Source organism: Pseudomonas sp. G166, from assembly GCF_037027455.2.
GTDB lineage: Bacteria > Pseudomonadota > Gammaproteobacteria > Pseudomonadales > Pseudomonadaceae > Aquipseudomonas.
In genome coordinates, this window is sequence record NZ_CP146985.1 from 990,339 (window position 1) to 1,015,724 (window position 25,386).

Below are 25,386 nucleotides of genomic sequence, written 5' to 3' on the forward strand. Positions count from 1 at the left end.
TGCGGCATTTCTGTCTGTTCTGAAGCGTCCTATCTGGTGACCCGGCCTGTTCAGAACTAGATTTTCTTGAGCGCCATCAGGCCCCCGGCTTTATCCGGAAAAGAAGGAATTGGCTATGAACAAGCTTCTACGCATGATGTTTTTGCTGAAGGTTTTGGTAATGCTGTCCCTGGGCTCCACGGCCGTGTGGGCGGAATGCGATGAGCACGAGCAGCACGCGTCGAGTGGGCAAGTGACGCAGGGCGGGTTGATGCTTGCCGCGACCACCACAGAGGAACCAGGCGATCAGGATAATGATGACTCCACCATAGACGATCCTGACACCGACGACGGTGGCGATAGCGGTGATGGTGGTGAGGGCGAAGATGCCGACGAAGGCGATAGCCAGACGTAGGTTCTGACCTAAAGAAAAACCCCTCCAGCGCCAACGGATACTCAGTTGGCGCGGGAGGGGTTTTTTATGCAGGGTGCATAACCCCAGGCGAAGACTTTGCTGATCGTTCCCACGCTCCTGCGTGGGAATGCAGCCAGGGACGCTCCGCGTCCCAAGAGCCGAACGCGGAGCGTCCGTTGAGGCGTTCCCACGCAGAGCGTGGGAACGATCAGGTGATGGGGTGAATGGCTACGCCGCGCCTTCGAGGAATTGCTCAGCGTAGTGACACGCCACCTGCCGGTTATCCAGCAAGCGCAGGGCCGGTTCTTCGGTTTTGCAGCGCTCGGTGGCGTAGGGGCAGCGCTTGTGGAAGGCGCAGCCAGACGGTGGGTTGAGCGGGTTGGGCAGTTCGCCGACGATCTTGATCTTCGGCTTGTTCGGGTCCGGGTGGATGGTCGGGGTGGCCGACAGCAGCGCCTGGGTGTACGGATGCAGCGGGCGGCTGTAGATCGACTCGTTAGGGCCCATTTCCACCGGGCGGCCGAGGTACATCACCATTACGTCGTCGGCGACGTGTTGCACCACTGCCAAGTTGTGGGAAATGAACACGTAGGCGGTGTTGAATTCCTCTTGCAAATCCATGAACAGGTTCAGCACCTGGGCCTGGATCGACACGTCCAGCGCCGACGTCGGTTCGTCCGCCACCAGCACCTTGGGTTGCAGCATCATGGCGCGGGCCAGGGCGATGCGCTGGCGCTGGCCGCCGGAAAACATGTGCGGGTAACGCTGGTAATGCTCGGGGCGCAGGCCCACCTGCTTCATCATCGCCTGGACTTTTTCCCGCCGCTCGGTGGCCGAGAGCTTGGTGTTGATCAGCAATGGCTCGGCCAGTTGATCACCGATCTTCTGTCGTGGGTTGAGGGACGCGTACGGGCTCTGGAACACCATCTGCACGTCTTTGCGCAATTGCTTGCGTTCGGCCTTGTTGGCGCCGGTCACTTCCTGGCCGGCAATTTTCAAGGAGCCGGAGGACGGTTCTTCGATCAGCGTCAGGGCCCGGGCGAGGGTGGATTTGCCGCAACCGGATTCACCAACCACGGCGAGGGTCTTGCCGGCTTCCAGTTCGAACGACACACCGTTGAGGGCACGCACGGTCGCATGGCCCTTGAACATGCCACGGGACACTTCGTAATGACGGGTCAGGTCACGGGCGGTAAGTACGACGGCCATCACGCCACCTCCTGGTTCAACGGGTAGAAGCAGCGGGCGAGGCTGTTGGATTTCGGGTCAAGAGCAGGGCGTTGCTGGCGGCAGTTATCCTGCACGTACGGGCAGCGCGGCGACAGCAGGCAACCTTGCGGACGGTCGTAGCGACCGGGGACGATACCGGGCAAGGTCGCCAGGCGCTCGGCACCCATGCTGTGTTCCGGAATCGCCGCCAACAGTGCTTCGCTGTACGGGTGGGCGGGGATGTCGAACAGTTCGGGCACCTTGCCCACTTCCACCGCTTGGCCGGCGTACATCACGCACACGCGCTGGGCGGTTTCAGCGACCACGGCCAAGTCGTGGGTGATCAGCACCAGGCCCATGTCCTGCTCTTTTTGCAAAGCCAGCAGCAGGTCCATGATCTGCGCCTGGATGGTCACGTCCAGGGCGGTGGTCGGTTCGTCGGCGATCAACAATTTTGGCTCGCCGGCAATGGCCATGGCAATCGCCACGCGCTGGCTCATGCCGCCGGACAGTTGGTGCGGGTAGGCGTCCATGCGGCTGGCGGCACCCGGGATCTCGACTTTTTCCAGCAGCTCGATGGCGCGCTTGCGGGCGGCCTTGCTGGACATCTTCAGGTGCAGGCGCAGCACTTCTTCGATCTGGAAACCTACGGTGTAGCTGGGGTTGAGCGCTGTCATCGGGTCCTGGAAGACCATCGCCAGGTCTTTGCCGACGATCTGCCGGCGCTGGCGGTTGCTCAGCTTGAGCATGTTTTTGCCGTCGAAGTTCACGGCGTCGGCGGTGATGATGCCAGGGTGCTCGATCAGACCCATCAGCGCCATCATGGTCACCGACTTACCCGAGCCCGATTCGCCAACGATGGCCAGGACTTCGCCTTTTTCCACGGTCAGGTCCAGGCCGTCGACCACCGGCACGGCAGTGGCGTCGCCGAAGCGAACGTTGAGATTCTTGATTTCTAGCAGTGACATGGGAATCTCCTCAGGCGGCATTCTTGAGTTTCGGGTCCAGCGCATCGCGCAAACCGTCGCCCATCAGGTTGATTGCCAGCACGCTGAGCAAAATGGTCAGGCCAGGCAGGCTCACCACCCACCAGGCGCGTTCGATGTAGTCGCGGGCCGAGGCCAGCATGGTGCCCCACTCCGGGGTAGGCGGCTGCACGCCCAGGCCGAGGAAGCCCAGGGCGGCGGCGTCGAGGATCGCCGAGGAAAAGCTCAGGGTCGCCTGGACGATCAGCGGCGCCATGCAGTTGGGCAGCACAGTGATGAACATCAGGCGCGGCAGGCCGGCACCGGCCAGGCGGGCGGCGGTCACGTAGTCGCGGTTCAGCTCGCCCATCACGGCAGCGCGGGTCAGGCGCACGTAGGACGGCAACGAGACGATGGCGATGGCGATCACGGTGTTGATCAGGCCAGGGCCGAGGATGGCGACGATCGCCACGGCCAGCAGCAGCGAGGGCAGGGCGAGCATGATGTCCATCAGACGCATGATGGTCGGGCCGAGGATGCGCGGGAAGAACCCGGCGAACAGCCCCAGCAGGATGCCCGGGATCAGCGACATGACCACCGACGATAAACCGATCAGCAGCGACAGGCGCGAACCCTGGATCAGGCGCGAGAGCAAATCGCGGCCCAGTTCGTCGGTGCCCAGCAGGAACTGGATTTGCCCGCCTTCGAGCCAGGCCGGCGGGGTCAGCAGGAAGTCGCGGTACTGCTCGCTCGGGTCATGGGGGGCGACCCAGGGTGCGAAGAGCGCACAGAACACCACCAGGATCATGAACATCAATCCGGCCACGGCACCCTTGTTGCGGGAAAACGCGTGCCAGAATTCTTTGTACGGGGACGGGTACAGCAGGCTTTGATCGACTGCTACCGAGGTAGTTGGAGTACTCATTGTTTTGATCTCAGCGCTGGTGACGAATGCGTGGGTTGGCAAAGCCGTAGAGGATGTCCACGACGAAGTTGACCAGAATCACCAGGCAGGCGATTAACAGGATGCCGTTCTGCACCACGGGATAGTCCCGGGCGCCGATGGCTTCGATCAGCCACTTGCCGATGCCCGGCCAGGAGAAGATCGTTTCGGTCAGGACCGCACCGGCCAGCAGCGTGCCAACTTGCAGGCCGACCACGGTCAGCACCGGGATCAACGCGTTGCGCAGGCCGTGCACGAACACCACGCGCGACGGCGACAGGCCTTTGGCGCGGGCGGTACGGATGTAGTCTTCGCGCAGTACTTCGAGCATTGAAGAGCGGGTCATGCGGGCGATCACCGCCAGCGGAATGGTGCCCAGCACGATGGCCGGCAGGATCAGGTGGTGCAGCGCGTCGAGAAATGCCCCAGGCTCATCGGCCAACAGGCTGTCGATCAGCATGAAACCGGTTTTGGGCTCGATGTCGTAGAGCAGGTCGATCCGCCCGGACACCGGGGTCCAACCCAGGGACACCGAGAAGAACATGATCAGGATCAGGCCCCACCAGAAGATCGGCATCGAGTATCCCGCCAGGGAGATGCCCATCACCCCATGGTCGAACAGGGACCCTCGCTTGAGTGCCGCGATCACCCCGGCCAAAAGGCCCAGGATACCGGCGAACAACAGGGCGGCCATGGACAGTTCCAGGGTCGCGGGAAACAGGGAGCTGAACTCGGTCCATACGCTTTCACGGGTACGCAGCGATTCGCCGAGGTCGCCGTGGGCCAGTTTGCCGATGTAGTCCAGGTACTGGGCATACAGCGGTTTATTCAGGCCAAGGCGTTCCATTGCCTGAGCATGCATTTCGGGATCGACCCGACGTTCGCCCATCATCACTTCCACGGGGTCGCCGGGAATCATGCGAATCAACGCGAAAGTCAGCAAGGTGATGCCGAAGAACGTGGGGATCAGTAATCCCAGTCGGCGGGCAATAAAACTAAACATCTTCAGGTGTACCTCATCAGCCGGTTAGGCGTGCCCGGCAACCCTCGGATAAGGGATGCCGGGCGTCTTCTTATCTACTTCACCTGGGTGGTGGCGAAGTTGTTGGTGGTGAGCGGGCTAATCACATAACCCTCTACGTTGTTGCGCATTGCCGTGAACATCCGGGTGTGGGCCATGCTGATCCATGGTTGGTCCTGGTTGAAAATCACCTGGGCCTGCTCATAGAGCTTGATGCGCTCCTCAGGGTTCACTGTGGCGCGAGCCTGGTCGATCAGTGCCTGGAATTTCTCGTTGCACCAGCGCGCGTAGTTTTCGCCGTTCTTGGCGGCCTCGCAACTGAGCATAGGCGTCAGGAAGTTATCCGGGTCGCCGTTATCGCCCGCCCATCCGGCGGAGACCATGTCGTGCTCGCCGTTTTTCGCGCGCTTGAGCATTTCGCCCCATTCCATCACGCGGATGTCGACCTTGATCCCGACCTTGGCCAGGTCGGCCTGCATCATCTGCGCGCCGAGCATCGGGTTGGGGTTGGTCGGACCGCCGCCGTTGCGGGTGAACAGGGTGAACACGGTGCCTTCCGGCACGCCGGCTTCCTTGAGCAACTCGCGGGCCTTGTCCAGGTTGCGAGGTGGGTTCTTCAGGTCATGGTTGAAGCCCAGCAGGGTTGGCGGATACGGGTTGACCGCGACGGTGGCGTTGCCCTTGCCGAACAGCGCGCTGACGTAGGCTTCCTTGTCGAAGGCCAGGTCGATGGCTTTGCGCACCCGCACGTCGCTCATGTATTTGTGGCTGGTGTTCAGGGCGGTGTAGGAGACGGTCATCGCGTCCAGCTCGGCGACCTTCAGGTTAGGGTCTTTCTTGATGCTGGGGATGTCATCCGGTTTTGGATACAGCGCGATCTGGCACTCGTTGGTCTTGAGCTTTTGCATGCGCACGTTGTTGTCGGTGGCGATGGCCAGTACCAGGGTATCGGCCGGCGGCTTGCCACGGAAGTAGTCCGGGTTGGCCTTGAAGCGCACCTGGGCGTCCTTGTTGTAGCGCTGGAAGATGAACGGCCCGGTGCCGACCGGTTTGCTGTTGAGATCGCCGGCCTTATTGGCCTTGAGCAACTGGTCGGCGTATTCGGCCGGGTAGATCGAGGAGAAGGCCATGGCGATGTCGGCCAGGAATGGCGCTTCGCGACGGGTCAGGCTGAACTTGACCGTGTGTTCGTCGACTTTCTCGACGCTCTTGAGCAGTTCTTTGAAGCCCATGCTTTCAAAGTAGGGGAAGCCCACGCTCGACAGTTTGTGCCAGGGGTGATTCGGGTCCAACTGACGCTGGAAGCTCCAGACCACGTCGTCGGCGTTCATGTCGCGGGTCGGCTTGAAGTAGTCGGTGGTGTGGAACTTGACGCCCTTGCGCAGGTGGAAGGTGTACGTCAGGCCGTCATTACTGATGTCCCAGGATTCGGCCAGGGCCGGAATCACTTCCGTGGTGCCGGGCTTGAAGTCGGCCAGGCGGTTGAAAATGGTTTCTGCCACGGCGTCGGCAGTGACTGCAGTCGTGTACTGGACCATGTCGAAGCCTTCCGGGCTGGCTTCTGTACAAACCACCAGGGGTTTGGCCGTGGCGCCAACAGCGACACTCAGCAGCGCGGCAGCGATGGCGGCGCGTAGGGGGATCATGTTCATCGTCAATCCTCTGCAATCGGGTAAATGGCAAAAGACCGGACGGCCGACCTTGTGAGTCGACCGCCCGGTGGGAGTTTAGAGAATGTTGAACGGGATGGTGGTGACCAGGCGGAACTCGTTGAGGCTGCCGTCGGCCTGGTTTTCGCTGGCGCGGTGAGCGGTGTAGGTCGCACGGATCGCAGTGGCTTTCAGTGGACCGCTCTGTACGGCATAGGATGCGCCGATGCCGTATTCGTAGTGGTGTTCACCGTCCATGGCCTTCACATCGCTATAACCGGTGCTGTTGTAGTGAGTACCGTCGATGCCCCAACCGCGAGCCTGGTACACGTTGAATTTCAAGCCAGGCACGCCGTATTCGGCCATGTTCAGGCCGTAGGCGATCTGGAAGGATTTTTCGTTCGGGCCGTTGAAGTCCGAAAGCAGGGAGTTGGCCAGGTAGATGCCGTTGGTTTCGTGCAGGTAGTCGAAGTACTCGTTACCGTTCACTTCCTGGTACGAGAAGGTCAGGCTGTGAGCCTGGTGCGTCAGGCCGAACGACAGGGAGTAGGTGTCGTTGTCGATCTCGCCCAGCTTGCTTTTGCCCGAATCCACGGTCTTGTAGTAGTTCAGGCCGGTGGTCAGGCTCAGCACCGAACTGTCGCCCAGTTCATGGGTGGCGCCGAAGTAGTACTGGTTCCAGAGGTCTTCGGCCTGGGTCGCCCAAAGGCTGGTTTTCAGGCTGGCCAGTGGCTGGTAGGTGATACCGGCGGTGTTGACGTGATCGGTTTCAACGGTGCTGTCGCCGTATTCGGAACGGAACTTGCGCTGGCTCTCTTCGGTACGTGGCGAGTTGCGGTCGAAGGTGGCGATGTCGAAACCCAGGTTCTCGAATTCTTCGCTGTGCAGGCTCACACCCTGGAAGCTCGAAGGCAGGGCACGGTTACCGATGACGTCGACCATCGGGCTGCTGAAGTTCTGGCGGCCGGCAGTCAGGGTGGTGTTCGACACGCGAGCCTTGACGTTGGCCAGACCCAGTTTGCTCCATTGGCCGACGGCGTCGCCGCCTTCGCGGGTCAGGGTCCGGTTGTTACCAGCGCCAGGACGGGTGGTCGGCGCGCCGCCGTTGTTGGACGCCAGGTCCTTGCGATCCTGATCCAGGGCAATGGCGTTGTAGGCGGCCACTTCGGTGCTGAAACCCACGGTGCCTTCAGTGAAGCCCGAGTTGTACTTGATGATGGTGCCTTGCAACCAGTTGATACGGCGGTCGGTCTCACGGGCTTCGCCGTTCTTGCGGTAAGTGAGCTTCGCGCCGCGCTTGAACTGCTCATTGGCGTACCAGTTGCGGGTCGAACCCGTCACTGACTGGCCTTCGACGAAACCTTTGGCTTCGCTTTGCTCACTGGTGGTCTTGAGGGCCACCGGAGTGACCGCCTGGCTCTGGGATTCGGCATACGCCGTCGCGGTGATGCTGCTGATGGCCAGGGCCAATATCGCGGTACTGCTCAGTTTCATGGGTAACGCTCCTTTCTTTCTTTTTTAATGCCGGTCTTTTTTGGTGATACGGCTATGGGTTTTTACAACTCATTTACAGATCGCAAACGTTTGCATGGCGCCTAATCGACGAATTCAGGCAAGACGTCTGCGTGAGGGCCCACGTGGGCCCCCAGACTGTATGGCTATCGGTTATGGGGTCAGGCTGACGCCTGAGAACACGTTGCGACCGAAGGGGCTGACTTTGAACCCTTCGACTTTGGCACTCAGCGGCTGGTTGACCGTCGAGTGGGCAACAGGGGTGATCGGCACTTGCTGCTTGAGCAACTGCTGGGCCTGTTTGTAGAGCACGGTGCGCTGGTCTCGGTCGGTAACGACCTTGGCCTGCTTGATCAGCTTGTCGTAATCCTGGTCACACCACATGGAGTAGTTGTTGCCGCCGATGGCGTCGCAGCTGTACAGCGTGCCCAGCCAGTTGTCCGGGTCGCCATTGTCGCCGGTCCAGCCGATCAGGCTGATGTCGTGCTCGCCGTTCTTGGTGCGCTTGATGTACTCGCCCCATTCGTAGCTGACGATCTTCACTTTCAGGCCGATCTTGGCCCAGTCGGCCTGGAGCATCTCGGCCATCAGCTTGGCGTTGGGGTTGTACGGGCGTTGCACGGGCATGGCCCAGAGGGTGATTTCGGTGCCGTCCTTGACCCCGGCGGCCTTGAGCAACTCCTTGGCTTTTTCCGGGTTGTAGGTGGTGTCCTTGATCGTGTCGTCGTAGGACCACTGGGTCGGCGGCATGGCGTTGACCGCCAGTTGCCCCGCGCCCTGGTACACGGCGTTGAGGATGCTTTGCTTGTTCACCGCCATGTCCAGCGCCCGGCGTACTTCGACCTGGTCGAACGGTTTGTGGCGGGTGTTATAGGCGATGTAGCCAAGGTTGAAACCGGGCTTCTCGATCAGTTGCAGCTTAGGGTCGTTCTTCAGGGCCGGTACGTCGGCCGGACGCGGATGCAAGGTGATCTGGCATTCGTTGGCCTTGAGCTTTTGCACCCGTACCGAGGCATCGGTGTTGATGGAGAAAATCAGGTTGTCCAGCTTGACCCGCTCCGGCGCCCAGTACTGCTTATTGGCGACGTAGCGGATGTTGGAGTCTTTCTGGTAGCTCTTGAACTCGAACGGCCCGGTGCCGATCGGCTTCTGGTTGATGTCGCTGGGTTTGCCGTTCTTGAGCAACTGCTCGGCGTATTCGGCCGACAGGATCGCGGCAAAACTCATGGCGATGTTCTGGATGAAGGCGGCGTCCACGCTGTTGAGGGTCATGACCACGGTCAGCGGCCCGGTCGCTTCCACCTTGGCGATGTTCTTGTTCAGGCTCATGCCGTTGAAGTACGGAAACTCAGTGGGGTAGGCCTTGCGGAACGGATGCTGCGGGTCAAGCATGCGGTTGAAGGTGAACAGCACGTCGTCGGCGTTGAAGTCCCGGGTCGGTGTGAAGTAATCGGTGGTATGAAACTTCACCCCTTCGCGCAGGTGAAAGGTGTACTTCAGCCCGTCTTCGGAGATGTCCCAGCTTGTTGCAAGGCCCGGGACGACATTGGTCGCGCCTTTTTCGAACTCGGCCAGGCGGTTGTACAGCGGCTCGGCGGCGTCGTTGTCGGTAGCCGTGGTGTATTGCGCGGTGTCGAAACCGGCCGGGCTGCCTTCGGAACAGAACACCAGGTTGCTGCCGGCGGCCTGGGCCATGGACGCCGCGGCCAGCATGCCAGTGCCCAGCAAGGTGGATAAAACCAAGGTATGGCGCATGACGCTCCCTCTCTCGTTCGGGGTGTTGTAACAGTGAACCGGCGTCCTTCCGGGGACATTTCCGGGGCACTGAGTTCAATCCATTGCGCAGTGATGCCGCAGGGCCAGCAAACCGATCAGGCCCTGACGGTATGAGCCGTGGGCCAGACAGTAAATGCGTAATGCCTGAAAGACTTGTGGGAAAAGGCGATACGTCCTAAACCAACTGCTGTGGTACGCAGTGCTTTTGGATGCGGGCGATTTCCTGAGTCTTGGCCTAAAGCAACGGTATGCCGTGGGAGCGAGCCCTGCTCGCGATGGCGTTGTTGGTACACCGCCATCGCGCTCACAAGAGGGGCCGTTACGCCCGAAGATTCGGACCGGCCCAGCGGGAGCAAGCTCCCTCGCCACAGGTCACCTTAGTTGCTGACGCTGACGCCGTAGAAGGAGTTCAAGCCAAAGGGGCTGATCTTGAAGTCCTGCACGTTGGTGCGCATGGGTTGGAACACCGTCGAGTGAGCGATGGGTGTCATTGGGACAGCATCTTTGAGGATGTGTTGTGCTTGCTTATACAGCTCGGTGCGTTTGGATTGATCCGAAGTGCGCTTGGCTTGCTTGACGATGTCGTCGAACTTCTTGTCGCACCATTTCGAGAAGTTGTTGCCCTGCAGCGAGTCGCAGCCAAACAACACGTTGAGCCAGTTGTCCGGGTCACCGTTGTCGCCGCTCCAGCCGATCAGCATGGCGCCGTTTTCACCACCCTTGGAACGCTTGATGTACTCGCCCCACTCGTAGGTGACGATCTTGGCCTTGATCCCGATCTTGGCCCAGTCCGATTGCAGCATTTCGGCCATCAGCTTGGCGTTCGGGTTATACGGACGCTGGACCGGCATCGCCCACAGGGTGATCTCGGTGCCTTCCTTGACGCCCGCTTCCTTGAGCAGCTCCTTGGCTTTCTCCGGGTTGTATGGTGCGTCCTTGATGGTGGTGTCGTAGGACCATTGGGTGGGTGGCATGGCATTGACGGCCAGTTGGCCGGCGCCCTGGTACACCGAATCGATGATCTGCTGCTTGTTGACGGCCATGTCCAGTGCCTGGCGCACTTTCAGCTGGGCCATCGGGTTGGGCTGGTCGCTGCCCTTGATCTTGTCCATCACGTTGTAGGCGATGTAGCCCAGGTTGAAGCCCGGTTGGTCCGGCATCTTCAGGTTCTTGTCTTCCTTGATCGCCTTGAGATCGGCCGGACGTGGGAAGAGGGTGACCTGGCATTCGTTCTTTTTCAGCTTCTGGATGCGCACCGATGGGTCGGTGGTGATGGCGAAGATCAGGTTGTCGATCTTCACGTCATCCGGCTTCCAGTATTCCTTGTTGCCCGTGAAGCGGATGTTCGAGTCTTTCTGGTAGCTCTTGAAGACGAACGGACCGGTGCCGATGGGCTTCTGGTTGATATCGGGGGCCTTGCCAGCCTTGAGCAACTGGCTGGCGTACTCGGCGGACTGGATGGAGGCAAAGTGCATGGCCATGTTCTGGATGAACGCGGCGTCAACGGCGTTGAGGGTGAACTTGACGGTCTTGTCGTCGAGCTTCTCGACCTTGGCGATGTTGGTGTCCATGCCCATGTCGGTGAAGTACGGGAATTCGGTCGGGTACGCCTTACGGAACGGGTCATCCTTGCTGATCATGCGATTGAAGGTGAACAGCACGTCGTCGGCGTTGAACTCGCGGGTTGGCTTGAAGTACGGGGTGGTGTGGAACTTGACGCCTTCACGCAGGTGGAAGGTGTAGGTCAGGCCGTCTTCGGAAATGTCCCACTTGGTCGCCAGGCCAGGAATCACAGCGGTGCCGCCACGTTCGAACTGGGTCAGACGGTTGAATACGGTTTCTGCGGAGGCGTCGAAGTCGGTTCCGGTGGTGTACTGACCAGGGTCAAAACCGGCCGGGCTCCCTTCGGAGCAGAACACCAGGTTAGTCGCGGCTTGGGCGAAAGATGCGCTGGCTAATAAGCTCGCGCCGACTAAAAACGGAATGACCGCTTGTTTAAGCATGTTGGCCTCATGATTTGTTGTCATTTTTGGATTTGAGGGCGACCTCGTGAGTCGTCCTGCGGATACTTATGCAGGCCCCATACCCAATGCAAGATCCAGAGCGGTCACAAGTCCGATTCAGTGGCACGAACGTACCTTAATGTCGCATCTGTATAACTTCTGACGCAGTTGACCGTTTGCGCAGGGTTTTTTGGAGCAAATCACGCTCCGCGCCGGTGCGTCGCGGGGGTCTCTACGCACCGGTTTGGAGCAGGTTCTACCTCTTCAAACCCACGCCGTAGAAGGGTGTAAGGCCGAACGGGCTGAGTTTGAAGTCCACCACTTGCCTGTTTATCGGTTGGAAGACCGTGGAGTTGGCGATGGGCGTGATGGGCACCTGTTGCTTGAGGATTTGCTGCGCTTGTCGATACAAATCGATCCGCTGCTGGCGGTCGGTGGAGACCTTGGCCTGCTGGATCAGTCGGTCATAGGTCGGGTCGCACCACTTGGCGTAGTTGCTGCCCTTGACCGCCGCGCAGCTGTACAGCACACCTAGCCAGTTGTCCGGGTCGCCGTTGTCGCCGGTCCAGCCGTAAATCATTGCATCGTGCTCGCCATTTTTTGCGCGCTTGATGTACTCGCCCCATTCATAGCTGACGATGTTGGCTTTGATGCCGATCTTGGCCCAATCCTGCTGGATCATCTGCGCAGACATTCGCGCATTGGGGTTGGAGGCGCGTTGCACTGTCATTGCCCATAAATTGATGGTTGTACCGGGCGCAACTCCGGCTTCCTTGAGGAGCGCCTTGGCCTTGGTCACGTCATGGGGCGCGTCCTGGATGGCCGGGTCGAACGACCATTGGGCTGGCGGCAAGGCGTTCTGCGCCAGTTGGCCGGCGCTCTGGTACACGGCCTTGATGATCGCCGGTTTGTCGATGGCCATGTCCAGCGCCTGGCGCACTTTAAGCTGGTCCAGGGGCGGGTGCGTGACGTTGTAGGCCAGGAAGCCCAGGTTGAAGCCTGGCTGCTTGAGCACTTGCAAGTTCGGGTCTTGCTCGATCACCTCGATGTCAGCCGGACGCGGGTAGCCGCTGACCTGACATTCGCCGCGCTTGAGCTTCTGCAAGCGCACGGCGGCGTCCGGGGTGATGGAGAAAATCAGGTTGTCGAGCTTCACGTCCTCGGGTTTCCAGTACGCGGTGTTGGCGGCGTAGCGGATCTGCGAGTCCTTCTGGTAGCGCTTGAACACGAACGGACCGGTGCCGACGGGTTTTTGGTTAATGTCCCCGGCCTTGCCTTCCTTCAACAACTGCTCGGCGTATTCGGCGGACTGCACGGAGGCGAAACTCATCGCCAGGTTCTGCACGAAAGCGGCATCGACGTTGTTCAGGTTGAAGCGCACGGTGTGCTCGTCGACTTTCTCGACGCTTTTGATCGTGGTGTTCAGGCCCATGTCGGTGAAATACGGCGACTCGGTGGGGTAGGCCTGGCGAAATGGGTGTTGCGGGTCGAGCAGGCGCTGGAAGGTGAACAATACGTCGTCGGCGTTGAAGTTGCGGCTGGGGGTGAAATAGTCGGTGGTGTGGAATTTCACGCCGTTGCGCAGGTGGAAGGTGTAGACCAGGCCGTCGGGTGACACGTCCCAACTGGTGGCCAGCCCGGGTTCGACCTCGGTGCCGCCGCGCTTGAATTGGGTGATGCGGTTGAACACGGTTTCGGCTGAGGCATCGAAGTCGGTGCCGCTGGTGTATTGGCTGGGGTCGAACCCGGCGGGGCTGGCTTCGGAGCAGTAGACCAGGGTGGTGGCGGCTTGGGCCATTGGGGCGCTGCTGATCAGGGCGAGGGTGAGTAGGAGTGGTTTGAAGGTGGTTCTGTCCATGAAATCCCTTGGGGGGTGGTGAGGTTTTCAGGAGAGTAGCGTTGCGGGTGGGGGTGTTGGAAATATCGAAAAGTGAGGGGGACTGTTGGGTTTGGGCATAGCGCTCTGGACGAGGCGGCCTTATAGCCGACCTGTTTCTCCCGGTTGTACTTCGATCAAACTGTGGGAGTGAGCTTGCTCGCGATGGCGGCCTGGTAGCCGGCCAGGATGTTGTTGACCGGGTACATATCCATTCCTGCGGTAACGGCCACTTATGGTTTCGCTTTTACAGCGACTCACTTTTGAGAAGCGCAAAAGTAAGCAAAACGCTTTTGCCCCACCACTCGGTGCCTCGCTTAGGCTCGGCATGCCTGAACGAAGGCATTGCTCCGTGGGCCGCCGCGAAGGGCCATCCATGGCCCAGCGCGGCTACCTCGGCATCCATGCCGAGGTGCCCACTGCGCAACACCTTCGTTCAGCCAGCGTGGTTAACGGGGCGCCAAAATCTACGTCCGCCGCGAGGCGGCCTGACAGCCGACCTATTTCTTATGGCTGTACTCCGACCCAATTGTGGGAGCGAGCTTGCTCGCGAAGAGGCCGACAAATTCAACATCTTCATCGACTGTGACACCGCCTTCGCGAGAAAGCCGCTCCCACAGGGGAAACGCGGTCTCACCAAGAGCCAGGTCGGCTATAAGGCCGCCTCGCGGCGGACGTAGATTTTGGCGCCCCGTTAACCACGCTGGCCGAACGCAGGCATTGTGGAGTGGGCATCCCGGCATGGATGCCGGGATAGCCGCGCTGGGCCATGGATGGCCCTTCGCGGCGGGCCCACGGAGCAATGCCGGAGTGAGGGCACACCGAGCCTAAGCGAGGTGCCGAGTGGTGGGGCAAAAGCGTTTTGCTTACTTTTGCGCTTTTCAAAAGTGAGCCGCCGTAAGGGCGGAACCATTAGTCGTCGTTACCAAAAAAACGGATATACACACAACTTTGAAAAGGGCCGCTGCCGCAGCCCAGCGGGAGCAAGCTCCCTTGCCACGGGTTTTGCAGCGGCCTGAGAGGCGGCATGAGTCATTCATTTGTATCGGAAGGATCACCGGCCCCGAAACGAAACATCCCACAGCTTTTTAGGGTTGCCGCTCGGAAATACGCTCTCTAACCTTTTTCCTGTCGCTGCCATTGAGCGGCCGGGCGTGAGAAACCCGAATAATAGGCATCCAGCCTCTGTACCTGCATAATTGCCGCCAGCTTATCCGCTGCCTGTAGATGCGTTATGGCGGCTGTGTGCGGGCAGGCTTCGGTCTGGCCGAGTACCTATTCTCGGATTTCTCACCCCTGCACATAGCTGCCACCACTTTGCCGAGTGAGAAACGGCAAGTGATGGTCCTCATCACTAAATAGGTACAAATAAATGGATAAGTCAGTCCCCGACCCACCCTTCAACAAAACCAACCCCCTTTACGGCTTCGATTCCATCGAAGACCTGCTCAAAGACCGCGACGCCACCGAGCGCGCACTCAACCATTACCTCAATCCAAAAAAACCAGAGTCAAGCACCGACCCGCGCATCGACAGTCTGTTTTCAGTCACGGCCAAAGCCGACACCGACACGCTGCTGACCAGCACCTCCGAAACCCTGGCCTCGGTAAAAGCCATGGCCGAAGACCTGGCCTTTGAAGTGGAGGGCACGCGGCGCAGTGTGGCGCTGGGGATTCATCAGTTGGTGGAGTTGTGCCAGTTGCTGGTGGACAAGGCGTTGGATCAGCTTGAGGCACCGGCCAGCCCGGCCGAAGTGTAGCGAGAGGAGGGATGCGTCCGACCGGTCAACTCAAGTCGGACATACCTGTGGCGAGGGGCACTGGGCTGGCGTCTCTGTCAGCCCATCATTACGGTATCGATACCTCAATCACCCCATCCGCCGTCATCGTCACTTGGCTGGTACCCGCTTCCACTTCCGGCGTGACCGACTCAGCATCCATGGACGCGGCTTTCATCATCATCTGCGGGCGCATGAACGGTTGTGGGTAACCGTTGGTGTTGAAGTTCAGGTTGACGATTTTGTAGCCCTTGCCGCCCAGGGCGTCGGTGGCCAGTTGGGCGCGGGCTTTGAAGGCGTTGACGGCGTCCTTGAGCAGGGCGTCTTCGCTGCTTTGGCGCACGGCGGTGGAGATGGCGAAGTCCATGCCGCCCATTTTCATATCGGTGAGCAATTCGCCGGTGAGCTTGGACAGGGCGGCGAAGTCGGCGCTTTCCAGGCGCAGTTCGGCGCGTTCGCGCCAGCCGGTGATTTTCCCGCCTTTGTTGTCGTAGATCGGGTAGCTGCTGCGGCTGCCCTGGCGCAGGGTAATGTCCTTGACCTGTTTGGCCTGGCCGATGGCTTTGTTCAGCGTGGTGCTGACGGTGGCGGCGAGTTTGGCCGGGTCGGTGTTCTGTTCCTCGGTGTAGAGGGTGACGATCATCAGGTCGCGCGCCACGTCCTTGTTGACTTCGGCACGCAGGGAAATCTGGTTGTAGTGCAGCTCATCGGCGGCCAGGGCCGGCAGGCTGGCGAGAGTGCCGAGGCTGAGGGCGAGCAGGGCAGCGGGGCGACTGAACGTGTGCATGAAAGCTCCTTGGGATGAGGCGCAGGGGTAAGGTCCGGGCCTGCGTGAACGGTAAGACTCTAGCTTTTATGAGCGGGTTCGCACAGTTACAACTTCTATACAGATACGAGGGGGCGTGGAGCTTTTGTGGCGAAGTGTGTCATTTCGAGGCTGTGGCGCTTTGCCGCACAGTTGTCTGTGCAACCCACGCCTTGGTTATACTCCGTGCGATCCGCCTGGAGCGCTCATCAGGAGAGCTCATGCTCGCCCCTTTGCAACTGACTTCCGCCTCTCGCCAGAACCTCTGGCGCCTGACGTTTATCCGCATTCTGGTCCTGGCTGCCCAGGCCGGCTCGGTGGGGCTCGCCTATTGGTTCGACCTGCTGCCGCTGCCTTGGCTGCAGCTGGCGATCACCCTGGCCTGTTCCAGCGTGCTCTGTGCGCTGACGGCCATCCGTCTGCGCACCTCGTGGCCGGTGACTGAGCTCGAATACGCCGTGCAGCTGGCCTGTGACCTGTTTATCCACAGCGCGCTGCTGTATTTCTCCGGCGGCTCCACCAACCCCTTCGTCTCCTATTACTTGGTGCCGCTGACCATCGCCGCCGTGACGTTGCCATGGCGGTTTTCGCTGATCCTTTCCGGTATAGCCCTGGCGCTGTACACCTTGCTGCTGGCACGCTTCTACCCGCTGGAGACCTTCCCCATCGCCCGGGAGAACCTGCAGATCTACGGCATGTGGCTGAGTTTCGCGCTGGCGGCGGCGGTGATCACGTTTTTTGCCGCGCGCATGGCCGAGGAACTGCGTCGCCAGGAAGAACTGCGGGCCATCCGCCGTGAAGAGGGCCTGCGGGATGAGCAATTGCTGGCCGTGGCGACCCAGGCCGCTGGCGCCGCCCATGAATTGGGTACCCCGCTGGCGACCATGAGCGTGCTGCTCAAGGAGATGCGCCAGGATCACCACGACCCGGCACTGCAAGAGGACCTCAGCGTGTTGCAGGATCAGGTCAAGCTCTGCAAGGAAACCCTGCAGTACCTGGTGCGTGCCGCCGAGGCCAATCGCCGGCTGGCCATCGACATGCAGGATGTCACTGACTGGCTCGACGAGGCGCTGAACCGCTGGCACCTGATGCGCCCGGAGGCCAGTTATCGCTTCCAGCGCATGGGCCAGGGCCCGGTGCCGCGCATGGCGCCGCCGCCGGACCTGACCCAGGCGTTGCTGAACCTGTTGAACAACGCTGCCGACGCCTGCCCCGAAGGCCTGGAAGTGGCGCTGGACTGGAACGCCTATGAGCTGACCATCAGCATTCGCGACCATGGCGCTGGTGTGCCGCTGGCGATTGCCGAGCAGATTGGCAAGCCGTTCTACACCACCAAGGGCAAAGGTTTCGGCCTCGGCCTGTTTTTGAGCAAAGCCAGCGTGACACGCGCCGGCGGCTCGGTGAAACTCTACCCCCATGAGGAAGGCGGCACGCTCACCGAGCTGCGCCTGCCCCATGCCGACCGAGGAGACGAACATGAGTGACGAGATCCAAGTCGACGGCGAAGAACTGCCGCACCTGTTGCTGGTGGATGACGACGCTACTTTTACCCGCGTGATGGCCCGGGCCATGTCCCGTCGCGGCTTTCGCGTGAGCACTGCCGGTTCCGCCGAGGAAGGCCTGAGCATCGCCCAGGCTGACCTGCCGGACTACGCCGCCCTGGACTTGAAAATGGACGGTGACTCGGGCCTGGTGCTACTGCCCAAGCTGCTGGAGCTGGACCCGGAAATGCGTGTGGTGATCCTCACCGGTTATTCGAGCATTGCCACCGCGGTCGAAGCCATCAAGCGCGGTGCCTGCAATTACCTGTGCAAACCGGCTGACGCCGATGATGTGCTGGCGGCGCTGTTGTCCGAGCATGCCGACCTCGACACCCTGGTGCCGGAAAACCCCATGTCGGTGGATCGCCTGCAATGGGAGCACATCCAGCGGGTGCTGACCGAGCACGAAGGCAATATCTCCGCCACCGCCCGCGCCTTGGGCATGCACCGGCGGACTTTGCAGCGCAAATTGCAAAAGCGTCCCGTGCGTCGCTGAACCTGCGCTGAACAGGTGTTGTCCACCCTCGCGACACATCGGGCCGTTGTTCTATGATCGGCCCGAGTCTTTTCTTTATTTGAGCCTTAACCATGAATCAGAACGCTGAATATTCCGCGGTCAATGACGCGGTGCGCGGGCAGTTTTTCCGCCGTGTCTGGCAAATGACCACGCCGTACTGGCGCAGTGAGGAGAAGGGCAAGGCCTGGACGTTGTTGATCGCTGTCATCGCGCTGTCGCTGTTCAGCGTGGCGATTTCGGTGTGGATCAACAGTTGGTACAAGGATTTCTACAACGCCCTGCAAGAGAAGGACAGCGCGGCGTTCTGGCAGTTGATCCTGTATTTCTGCGGCATCGCCGCGGTGGCGATCCTGGGCGCGGTCTACCGTTTGTACCTGACGCAGATGCTCACCATTCGCTGGCGGGCCTGGCTGACGGAGCAACACTTTGCCCGTTGGCTCAATGACAAGAACTATTACCGACTGGAGCAGGGCGGTTATACCGATAACCCGGACCAGCGGATTTCCGAAGACCTCAACAGCTTCACCACCAATACCCTGAGCCTGGGCTTGGGGCTGCTGCGCACTGTGGTCAGCCTGGTGTCGTTCTCGATCATTTTGTGGGGGGTGTCGGGCAGCATCGAAGTGTTCGGCTACACCATCCCGGGCTATATGTTCTGGTGCGCACTGGTGTATGCGGCGGTGGGCAGTTGGTTGACGCATCTGATCGGCCGTCGCTTGATCACCCTGAACAACAACCAGCAACGCTTCGAAGCCGACCTGCGTTTCTCCATGGTGCGGGTGCGCGAGAACGCCGAAAGCATTGCGCTGTACAACGGCGAACCGAACGAGAACCGCCGCCTGAGCGGGCGTTTTGGCCTGGTCTGGCATAACTTCTGGGACATCATGCGGGTGTCCAAGCGCTTGACGTTCTTCACCTCTGGCTACGGCCAGATCGCGATCATCTTCCCGTTCATCGTTGCGGCGCCGCGCTACTTCGCCGGCAAGATCCAGTTGGGCGAGCTCATGCAGATCAACTCGGCGTTCGGCAATGTGCAGGAGAACTTCAGCTGGTTCATCAGCGCCTACGCCGACCTCGCCGCGTGGCGTGCCACCTGTGATCGTTTGCTGAGCTTCCGCCAGGCCATGAGCGAGAACGAAGACCGTGTGCCGGCCATTGATGTGCAAAACCAGGGCGACGCATTGAAGGTGCGTAACCTGGGGCTGGACCTGGCTGACGGTCGTCATCTGCTCAGCAACACCGACATGACCGTTGAACCGGGTGAGCGGGTGATGCTCAGTGGTCGCTCGGGCAGTGGTAAATCCACGCTGTTCCGCGCAATGGGGCATTTGTGGCCCGCCGGGCATGGCCATATTCTTCTGCCAGCGGCGCGTTATCTGTTCCTGCCGCAAAAGCCTTATCTGCCGATTGGCAGCCTGCGTGAAGTGTTGAGTTATCCACAGGCTGGCGACGTCTATCCCAACGAGCGTTATGCACAGGTGCTGGAAACCTGTCGCCTGCCGCACCTGGTTGCGCGGTTGGACGAAAGCAACCACTGGCAGCGCATGCTCTCGCCTGGCGAACAACAACGCCTGGCCTTTGCCCGTGCATTGCTTTATGCACCGCAATGGTTGTACATGGACGAAGCCACGTCGGCGATGGATGAAGAAGACGAAGCGACGCTGTACCAGGCGCTGATCGACCAATTGCCAGGCCTGAGCATCGTCAGCGTTGGTCACCGAAGCAGTTTGAAACGTTTCCACCCGCGACATGTGCGTATTGAAAATGGCCAACTGGTGGAGCGCACCGTAACCGCCTGAACACCTCAAAACCTGTGGGAGCGAGCTTGCTCGCGATAGCAGTAGGTCAGTTGATGTTGCTGTGGCTGACCCGCCGCCATCGCGAGCAAGCTCGCTCCCACACGGGTTTGTGGTGAATCGGATGTTCATGCCTACAACCGATCCAATGTGGGAGCGAGCCTGCTCGCGATGAAGGCGACTCGGTGTCAGCTCCAGACTCGCCATTGCACCCACGGTGATCATACAACCACGTTGCGCTATGATGACGCCATTCAGCCGTTTGCCGAGACACAGACCCATGGAAAACCCGATCGAAGTACCACGCTTTCCCCGCAAGCGCCGCAGCCTGGCGCAGGAGCTGGTGACGGTGTTGACCGAGCAGATTCGCGACGGCCTGCTCAAGCGTGGCGATAAATTGCCCACCGAGTCGGCGATCATGGAAGCCCATGGCGTCAGCCGTACCGTGGTGCGCGAGGCGATTTCCCGCTTGCAGGCCGCCGGCCAGGTGGAAACCCGCCATGGCATCGGCACCTTCGTGCTGGACACGCCGAGCCCGAGCGGTTTTCGCATCGACCCGGCCACGGTGGTCACCTTGCGTGACGTGCTGGCGATCCTCGAATTGCGCATCAGCCTGGAAGTGGAATCAGCCGGGCTGGCGGCACAGCGCCGCAGCGACGAGCAGTTGGCGGCGATGCGCGCCGCCCTCGACGCCTTGAACGAAAGCGCCGCCCACGCCAGCGATGCAGTCGCCTCGGACTTCGCCTTCCACCTGGAAATCGCCCTGTCCACCGGCAACCGCTACTTCACCGACATCATGACCCACCTGGGCACCAGCATCATTCCGCGTACCCGGGTGAACTCGGCGCGCCTGGCCCACGATGACCAGCAACGCTACATGAACCGCCTGAGCCGGGAGCACGAAGAAATCTACGACGCCATCGCCCGCCAGGACTCCGAGGCGGCCCGTGCGGCCATGCGTTTGCACCTGACCAACAGCCGCGAGCGGCTGCGCCAGGCTCATGAAGAGGCGCAAGCGCAGGGTTAGTTTCTGTCAGTTGAGATGAAGTCACTGTTCCTGTGGCTAGGGGATTTATCCCCGCTGGGTTGCGCAGCAACCCCCAAAGGCGGTGACTCAATCCAACCTGGCACACAGAGGTTTCAGTTTCAGGGGCTGCTTCGCAGCCCAGCGGGGAAATGGTGGCCGGCTTTGTATTGGGTGCCTGTCTGATAGTAGGCGCGCAGCCCTACGTCTCAATCCGCAACATTTGCGGCTCGGATTTATCGGGATCCCAACTCTCGTAGCTAACCTCGTAACGAAGCTCAACCAATTTGCCGCTGAACGCTTTCAAGTCGGCGTTGGTTACAGTCAATGTCACATTCTTGCGTGGCTAGCCTCCTCGAACTCAGTCAGTGGGGCAAAAGCGCCTACCCGAGTAGGGGGATTCGAGCCGACGCCCAGAGCGGTTCGGGCGTCCTCGAGCCGCAAGATCCATCAGTCTTCCAGCGATGTTCAACGGCCGACCTGCAAGGCCTCAAGAAAAAATCCTCGCGTTCCACACCCGACAAAAGACGAAATGCAGTTGACGTTCGTATTTTAAGTTGTACGATGACCTACAACTTCACTTGAAGCTGAACCGTTTCCTACAACACATCATTGCGTCCAGGGTGTTCGAATAATGAATCCACAAGAACTGAAGTCCATCCTCTCGTCTGGCCTGCTGTCGTTCCCGGTCACCGATTTCACAGCACAAGGCGATTTCAATCGCGCCAGCTATATCAAGCGCCTCGAGTGGCTGGCCCCGTATGGCGCCTCTGCACTGTTCGCAGCGGGCGGCACCGGTGAATTCTTCTCCCTGGCCGCCAGCGAGTATTCCCAAGTCATCAAGACCGCTGTCGATACCTGCGCCACCAGCGTGCCAATCCTCGCCGGTGTCGGTGGTGCGACTCGCCAGGCCATCGAATACGCCCAAGAAGCCGAGCGTCTGGGTGCCAAGGGTTTGTTGCTGCTGCCACACTACTTGACCGAAGCCAGCCAGGACGGTGTTGCCGCCCACGTTGAAGCCGTGTGCAAATCGGTGAAGATCGGCGTGGTGGTGTACAACCGCAACGTCTGCCGCCTGAACGCCACGCAACTGGAACGCCTGGCCGAACGCTGCCCGAACCTGATCGGCTACAAGGATGGTCTGGGCGATATCGAATTGATGGTGTCGATCCGTCGTCGCCTTGGCGATCGCTTCAGCTACCTGGGCGGCCTGCCGACCGCCGAGGTCTACGCCGCGGCCTACAAGGCCCTGGGCGTACCGGTCTACTCCTCGGCGGTGTTCAACTTCATCCCGAAAACCGCGATGGACTTCTACCACGCCATTGCTCGTGACGATCACGAGACCGTCGGCAAGATCATCGACGACTTCTTCTTGCCGTACCTGGACATCCGTAACCGCAAGGCCGGTTACGCGGTGAGCATCGTCAAGGCAGGCGCGAAGATCGTCGGCTATGACGCAGGCCCTGTGCGCACGCCGCTGACCGACCTGTTGCCGGAAGAATACGAAGCCCTCGCCGCGCTGATCGACAAGCAAGGCAAGCAGTAACCGACCCGACAAGGCCGCTGAGCAATCAGCGGCTTTTTGCAAGGCTTGATCGTTCCCACGCTCGGCGTGGGAACGCAGCCAGGGACGCTCTGCGTTCCTAGACAGCTTTTGTAAAAGGAGTAGCTCCGTGGCAGATTCAAAGCGTTTCGATAACTACATCAACGGTCAATGGGTGGCCGGTGCTGACTATTGCACTAACGTCAACCCGTCCGACTTGTCCGATGTCATCGGTGAATACGCCAAGGCTGACGCAGCGCAAGTCAATGCCGCCATCGAAGCCGCCCGCGCCGCGTTCCCGGCCTGGTCGACCTCGGGCATTCAGGCCCGTCACGATGCGTTGGACAAAGTCGGCAGCGAGATCCTCGCTCGCCGTGAAGAACTCGGCCAATTGCTGGCCCGGGAAGAGGGCAAGACCCTGCCCGAAGCCATCGGCGAAGTGACCCGCGCCGGTAACATTTTCAAATTCTTCGCCGGCGAGTGTCTGCGCCTGTCCGGCGATTACGTGCCGTCGGTGCGTCCGGGCGTCAACGTTGAAGTCACTCGTGAAGCCTTGGGTGTGGTTGGCCTGATTACCCCGTGGAACTTCCCGATCGCCATCCCCGCCTGGAAAATCGCCCCAGCCCTGGCCTACGGCAACTGCGTGGTGATCAAGCCCGCCGAGCTGGTACCGGGTTGCGCCTGGGCCCTGGCGGAAATCATTTCCCGCGCCGGTTTCCCGGCCGGTGCGTTCAACCTGGTGATGGGCAGCGGCCGTGTGGTCGGCGAAGTCCTGGTCAACAGCCCGAAAGTCGACGGTATCAGCTTCACCGGATCCGTAGGCGTGGGGCGGCAGATCGCTGTCAACTGCGTGTCGCGCCAGGCCAAGGTGCAGTTGGAGATGGGCGGCAAAAACCCGCAGATCATCCTCGACGACGCCGACCTCAAGCAGGCCGTCGAGCTGGCGGTACAGAGCGCGTTCTACTCCACCGGCCAACGTTGCACGGCCTCGAGCCGTTTGATCGTCACCGCTGGCATTCACGACAAGTTCGTCGCGGCCATGGCCGAGCGCATGCAATCGATCAAGGTCGGTCATGCCTTGAAGGCCGGCACTGACATCGGGCCGGTGGTTTCCGAAGCCCAGCTCAACCAGGACTTGAAGTACATCGACATCGGCCAGAGCGAAGGTGCACGGCTGGTCAGCGGTGGTGGCCTGGTGACGTGCGACACCGAAGGTTATTTCCTGGCGCCAACCCTGTTCGCCGACAGCGAAGCCTCGATGCGCATCAGCCGTGAAGAGATCTTCGGCCCGGTGGCCAACGTCGTGCGTGTGGCTGACTACGAGGCGGCGTTGGCAATGGCCAACGACACCGAGTTCGGTCTGTCTGCCGGTATCGCCACCACCTCGTTGAAGTATGCCAACCACTTCAAGCGCCATTCCCAGGCGGGAATGGTGATGGTCAACCTGCCGACTGCCGGCGTGGATTACCACGTGCCGTTCGGCGGGCGCAAAGGTTCGTCCTATGGTTCGCGTGAGCAAGGTCGCTACGCGCAAGAGTTCTACACCGTGGTAAAGACCTCTTACATCGGATCGTAAATGCAACACCGGCCGGGCTGGTCATCCAGTCCCGGCCGTACAATCTGCTGACCCGCATAAAAATAAATAGTGGGAGTACTTTTACATGCAAGCGACCAAGCCGACTCACGTCCGCTATTTGATCCTGCTCATGCTGTTTTTGGTGACGACGATCAACTATGCCGACCGTGCCACCATCGCCATCGCAGGCTCCAGCCTGCAAAAAGACCTCGGCATCGACGCCGTCACCCTCGGTTATATCTTCTCCGCTTTCGGTTGGGCCTACGTGGCCGGGCAGATCCCCGGCGGCTGGCTGCTGGACCGTTTCGGGTCGAAAAAAATCTATGCCTTGAGCATTTTCACCTGGTCGCTGTTCACCGTGCTGCAAGGCTATGTCGGTGAATTCGGCCTGTCCACGGCCGTGGTTGCCCTGTTCATGCTGCGCTTTATGGTTGGGTTGGCCGAAGCGCCATCCTTCCCAGGCAACGCACGTATCGTCGCGGCCTGGTTCCCAACCGCAGAGCGCGGCACCGCCTCGGCGATTTTCAACTCGGCGCAATACTTCGCCACGGTGCTGTTCGCGCCACTGATGGGCTGGATCGTCTACCGCTTCGGTTGGCAGCATGTGTTCATCGTGATGGGCGTGATTGGCATCGTGTTTTCGCTGATCTGGCTGAAAGTGATCCACAGCCCGCGCCAGCATCCGATGATCAATGAAGCCGAGTTCAATCACATCGCCGCCAACGGCGCGATGGTCGACATGGACCAGGACAAGGGCAAGGATAAGAAAACCGACGGTCCGAAGTGGGATTACATTCGCCAATTGCTGACCAACCGCATGATGCTCGGCGTGTACCTGGGCCAATACTGCATCAACGGCATCACTTACTTCTTCCTGACCTGGTTCCCGGTGTACCTGGTGCAAGAACGCGGCATGACCATCCTCAAGGCCGGTTTCATCGCGTCCTTGCCGGCGATCTGCGGTTTCATCGGTGGCGTGCTGGGCGGGGTGATTTCCGACTACCTGCTGCGCAAGGGCCACTCGCTGACCTTCGCCCGCAAGGCGCCGATCATCGCCGGCCTGCTGGTGTCCAGCAGCATCGTGGCGTGCAACTACGTCGACATCGAATGGATGGTGGTGGGCTTCATGGCCCTGGCTTTCTTCGGTAAAGGTGTGGGTGCATTGGGCTGGGCCGTGGTTTCCGATACTTCGCCAAAACAGATCGCCGGCTTGAGCGGTGGCCTGTTCAATACCTTCGGCAACCTGGCGTCGATCACGACGCCGATCGTCATCGGCTACATCATCAGCGCCACCGGCTCGTTCAAGTGGGCACTGGTGTTCGTTGGTTGCAACGCGCTGGTGGCGGTGTTCAGCTACCTGGTCATCGTGGGGCCGATCAAGCGTGTCGTGCTCAAAGAACCAACGGCCAAGGATGCCGACATCTCCAGCCTGTCTGAAGTCAAATCCTGAAGGAGCGGC

The 25,386-nt window shown here is 60.4% G+C and carries 19 protein-coding genes; 9 read left to right on the top strand and 10 right to left on the bottom strand.

Annotation, left to right across the window (positions count from 1 at the left end; all coding sequences use genetic code 11):
- Positions 1-115 precede the first annotated feature (115 nt).
- Positions 116-394 (top strand): hypothetical protein, encoded by a 279-nt coding sequence (locus tag SGN16_RS04260; RefSeq protein WP_335945668.1) that lies wholly within the window; start codon positions 116-118, stop codon positions 392-394.
- Positions 395-622: 228 nt separating this feature from the next.
- Here the strand turns inward: SGN16_RS04260 and SGN16_RS04265 are convergent, their stop codons facing one another.
- From SGN16_RS04265 to SGN16_RS04305, 9 genes are all read right to left on the bottom strand, one after another.
- Entirely contained in the window at positions 623-1,603 is a 981-nt protein-coding gene (locus SGN16_RS04265; RefSeq protein WP_335945667.1) for a peptide ABC transporter ATP-binding protein, read from the bottom strand.
- Positions 1,603-2,571 (bottom strand): ABC transporter ATP-binding protein, encoded by a 969-nt coding sequence (locus SGN16_RS04270; protein WP_210642823.1) that lies wholly within the window; start codon positions 2,569-2,571, stop codon positions 1,603-1,605. The genes SGN16_RS04265 and SGN16_RS04270 overlap by 1 nt, the downstream gene beginning before the upstream one ends.
- A 10-nt stretch (positions 2,572-2,581) precedes the next feature.
- On the bottom strand, positions 2,582-3,493 hold the full coding sequence (locus tag SGN16_RS04275) for an ABC transporter permease subunit (protein ID WP_210642824.1): 912 nt from the start codon (positions 3,491-3,493) through the stop codon (positions 2,582-2,584).
- 10 nt (positions 3,494-3,503) lie between these two features.
- Positions 3,504-4,514, bottom strand: a complete 1,011-nt coding sequence (locus tag SGN16_RS04280; protein ID WP_210642825.1) for an ABC transporter permease subunit — start codon at positions 4,512-4,514, stop codon at positions 3,504-3,506.
- Positions 4,515-4,588: 74 nt separating this feature from the next.
- Entirely contained in the window at positions 4,589-6,184 is a 1,596-nt protein-coding gene (locus SGN16_RS04285) for an ABC transporter substrate-binding protein (RefSeq protein ID WP_335945666.1), read from the bottom strand.
- Positions 6,185-6,259: 75 nt separating this feature from the next.
- Positions 6,260-7,675 carry an OprD family porin gene (locus SGN16_RS04290; RefSeq protein ID WP_335945665.1) on the bottom strand — a complete coding sequence of 472 codons (1,416 nt, stop codon included), beginning with the start codon at positions 7,673-7,675 and terminating at the stop codon, positions 6,260-6,262.
- 171 nt (positions 7,676-7,846) lie between these two features.
- Entirely contained in the window at positions 7,847-9,448 is a 1,602-nt protein-coding gene (locus SGN16_RS04295; protein WP_210642828.1) for an ABC transporter substrate-binding protein, read from the bottom strand.
- Positions 9,449-9,846: 398 nt separating this feature from the next.
- Positions 9,847-11,472: an ABC transporter substrate-binding protein gene (locus SGN16_RS04300; RefSeq protein WP_210642829.1), complete on the bottom strand. Its 1,626-nt coding sequence runs from the start codon at positions 11,470-11,472 to the stop codon at positions 9,847-9,849.
- Between the two features lie 256 nt (positions 11,473-11,728).
- Positions 11,729-13,330 carry an ABC transporter substrate-binding protein gene (locus SGN16_RS04305; protein WP_335945664.1) on the bottom strand — a complete coding sequence of 534 codons (1,602 nt, stop codon included), beginning with the start codon at positions 13,328-13,330 and terminating at the stop codon, positions 11,729-11,731.
- A gap of 1,390 nt (positions 13,331-14,720) precedes the next feature.
- On the opposite strand from SGN16_RS04305, the gene SGN16_RS04310 reads away from it, so the two are divergent.
- Positions 14,721-15,107: a DUF6124 family protein gene (locus SGN16_RS04310; RefSeq protein ID WP_335945663.1), complete on the top strand. Its 387-nt coding sequence runs from the start codon at positions 14,721-14,723 to the stop codon at positions 15,105-15,107.
- An 88-nt stretch (positions 15,108-15,195) separates the two neighbouring features.
- Here SGN16_RS04310 and SGN16_RS04315 read toward each other — a convergent pair whose 3' ends face one another.
- On the bottom strand, positions 15,196-15,912 hold the full coding sequence (locus tag SGN16_RS04315) for an SIMPL domain-containing protein (RefSeq protein ID WP_335945662.1): 717 nt from the start codon (positions 15,910-15,912) through the stop codon (positions 15,196-15,198).
- Between the two features lie 239 nt (positions 15,913-16,151).
- Between SGN16_RS04315 and SGN16_RS04320 the strand changes: the two genes are divergently transcribed.
- The 7 genes from SGN16_RS04320 (at position 16,152) to SGN16_RS04350 (ending at position 25,377) form a co-directional block, all read left to right on the top strand.
- The gene (locus SGN16_RS04320; RefSeq protein WP_335945661.1) at positions 16,152-17,414 is read left to right on the top strand and encodes an ATP-binding protein; all 1,263 of its coding nucleotides are present in this window, start codon (positions 16,152-16,154) and stop codon (positions 17,412-17,414) included.
- Positions 17,407-17,967: a response regulator transcription factor gene (locus SGN16_RS04325; RefSeq protein ID WP_047229017.1), complete on the top strand. Its 561-nt coding sequence runs from the start codon at positions 17,407-17,409 to the stop codon at positions 17,965-17,967. Before SGN16_RS04320 ends, SGN16_RS04325 begins: the two co-directional genes overlap by 8 nt.
- 92 nt (positions 17,968-18,059) lie before the next feature.
- Positions 18,060-19,787, top strand: a complete 1,728-nt coding sequence (locus SGN16_RS04330) for an ABC transporter ATP-binding protein/permease (RefSeq protein ID WP_335945660.1) — start codon at positions 18,060-18,062, stop codon at positions 19,785-19,787.
- A 277-nt stretch (positions 19,788-20,064) separates the two neighbouring features.
- Positions 20,065-20,811, top strand: coding sequence for a FadR/GntR family transcriptional regulator (locus SGN16_RS04335; protein ID WP_003197797.1), 747 nt, complete (start codon positions 20,065-20,067; stop codon positions 20,809-20,811).
- A gap of 631 nt (positions 20,812-21,442) precedes the next feature.
- Positions 21,443-22,354 carry a 5-dehydro-4-deoxyglucarate dehydratase gene (gene kdgD / locus SGN16_RS04340; protein ID WP_063322936.1) on the top strand — a complete coding sequence of 304 codons (912 nt, stop codon included), beginning with the start codon at positions 21,443-21,445 and terminating at the stop codon, positions 22,352-22,354.
- A gap of 127 nt (positions 22,355-22,481) precedes the next feature.
- A complete protein-coding gene (locus SGN16_RS04345) occupies positions 22,482-23,927 on the top strand; it encodes an aldehyde dehydrogenase family protein (RefSeq protein ID WP_335945659.1) in 1,446 nt (481 codons plus the stop codon).
- 85 nt (positions 23,928-24,012) lie between these two features.
- Positions 24,013-25,377 (top strand): MFS transporter, encoded by a 1,365-nt coding sequence (locus SGN16_RS04350; protein WP_210642835.1) that lies wholly within the window; start codon positions 24,013-24,015, stop codon positions 25,375-25,377.
- Positions 25,378-25,386 lie beyond the last annotated feature (9 nt).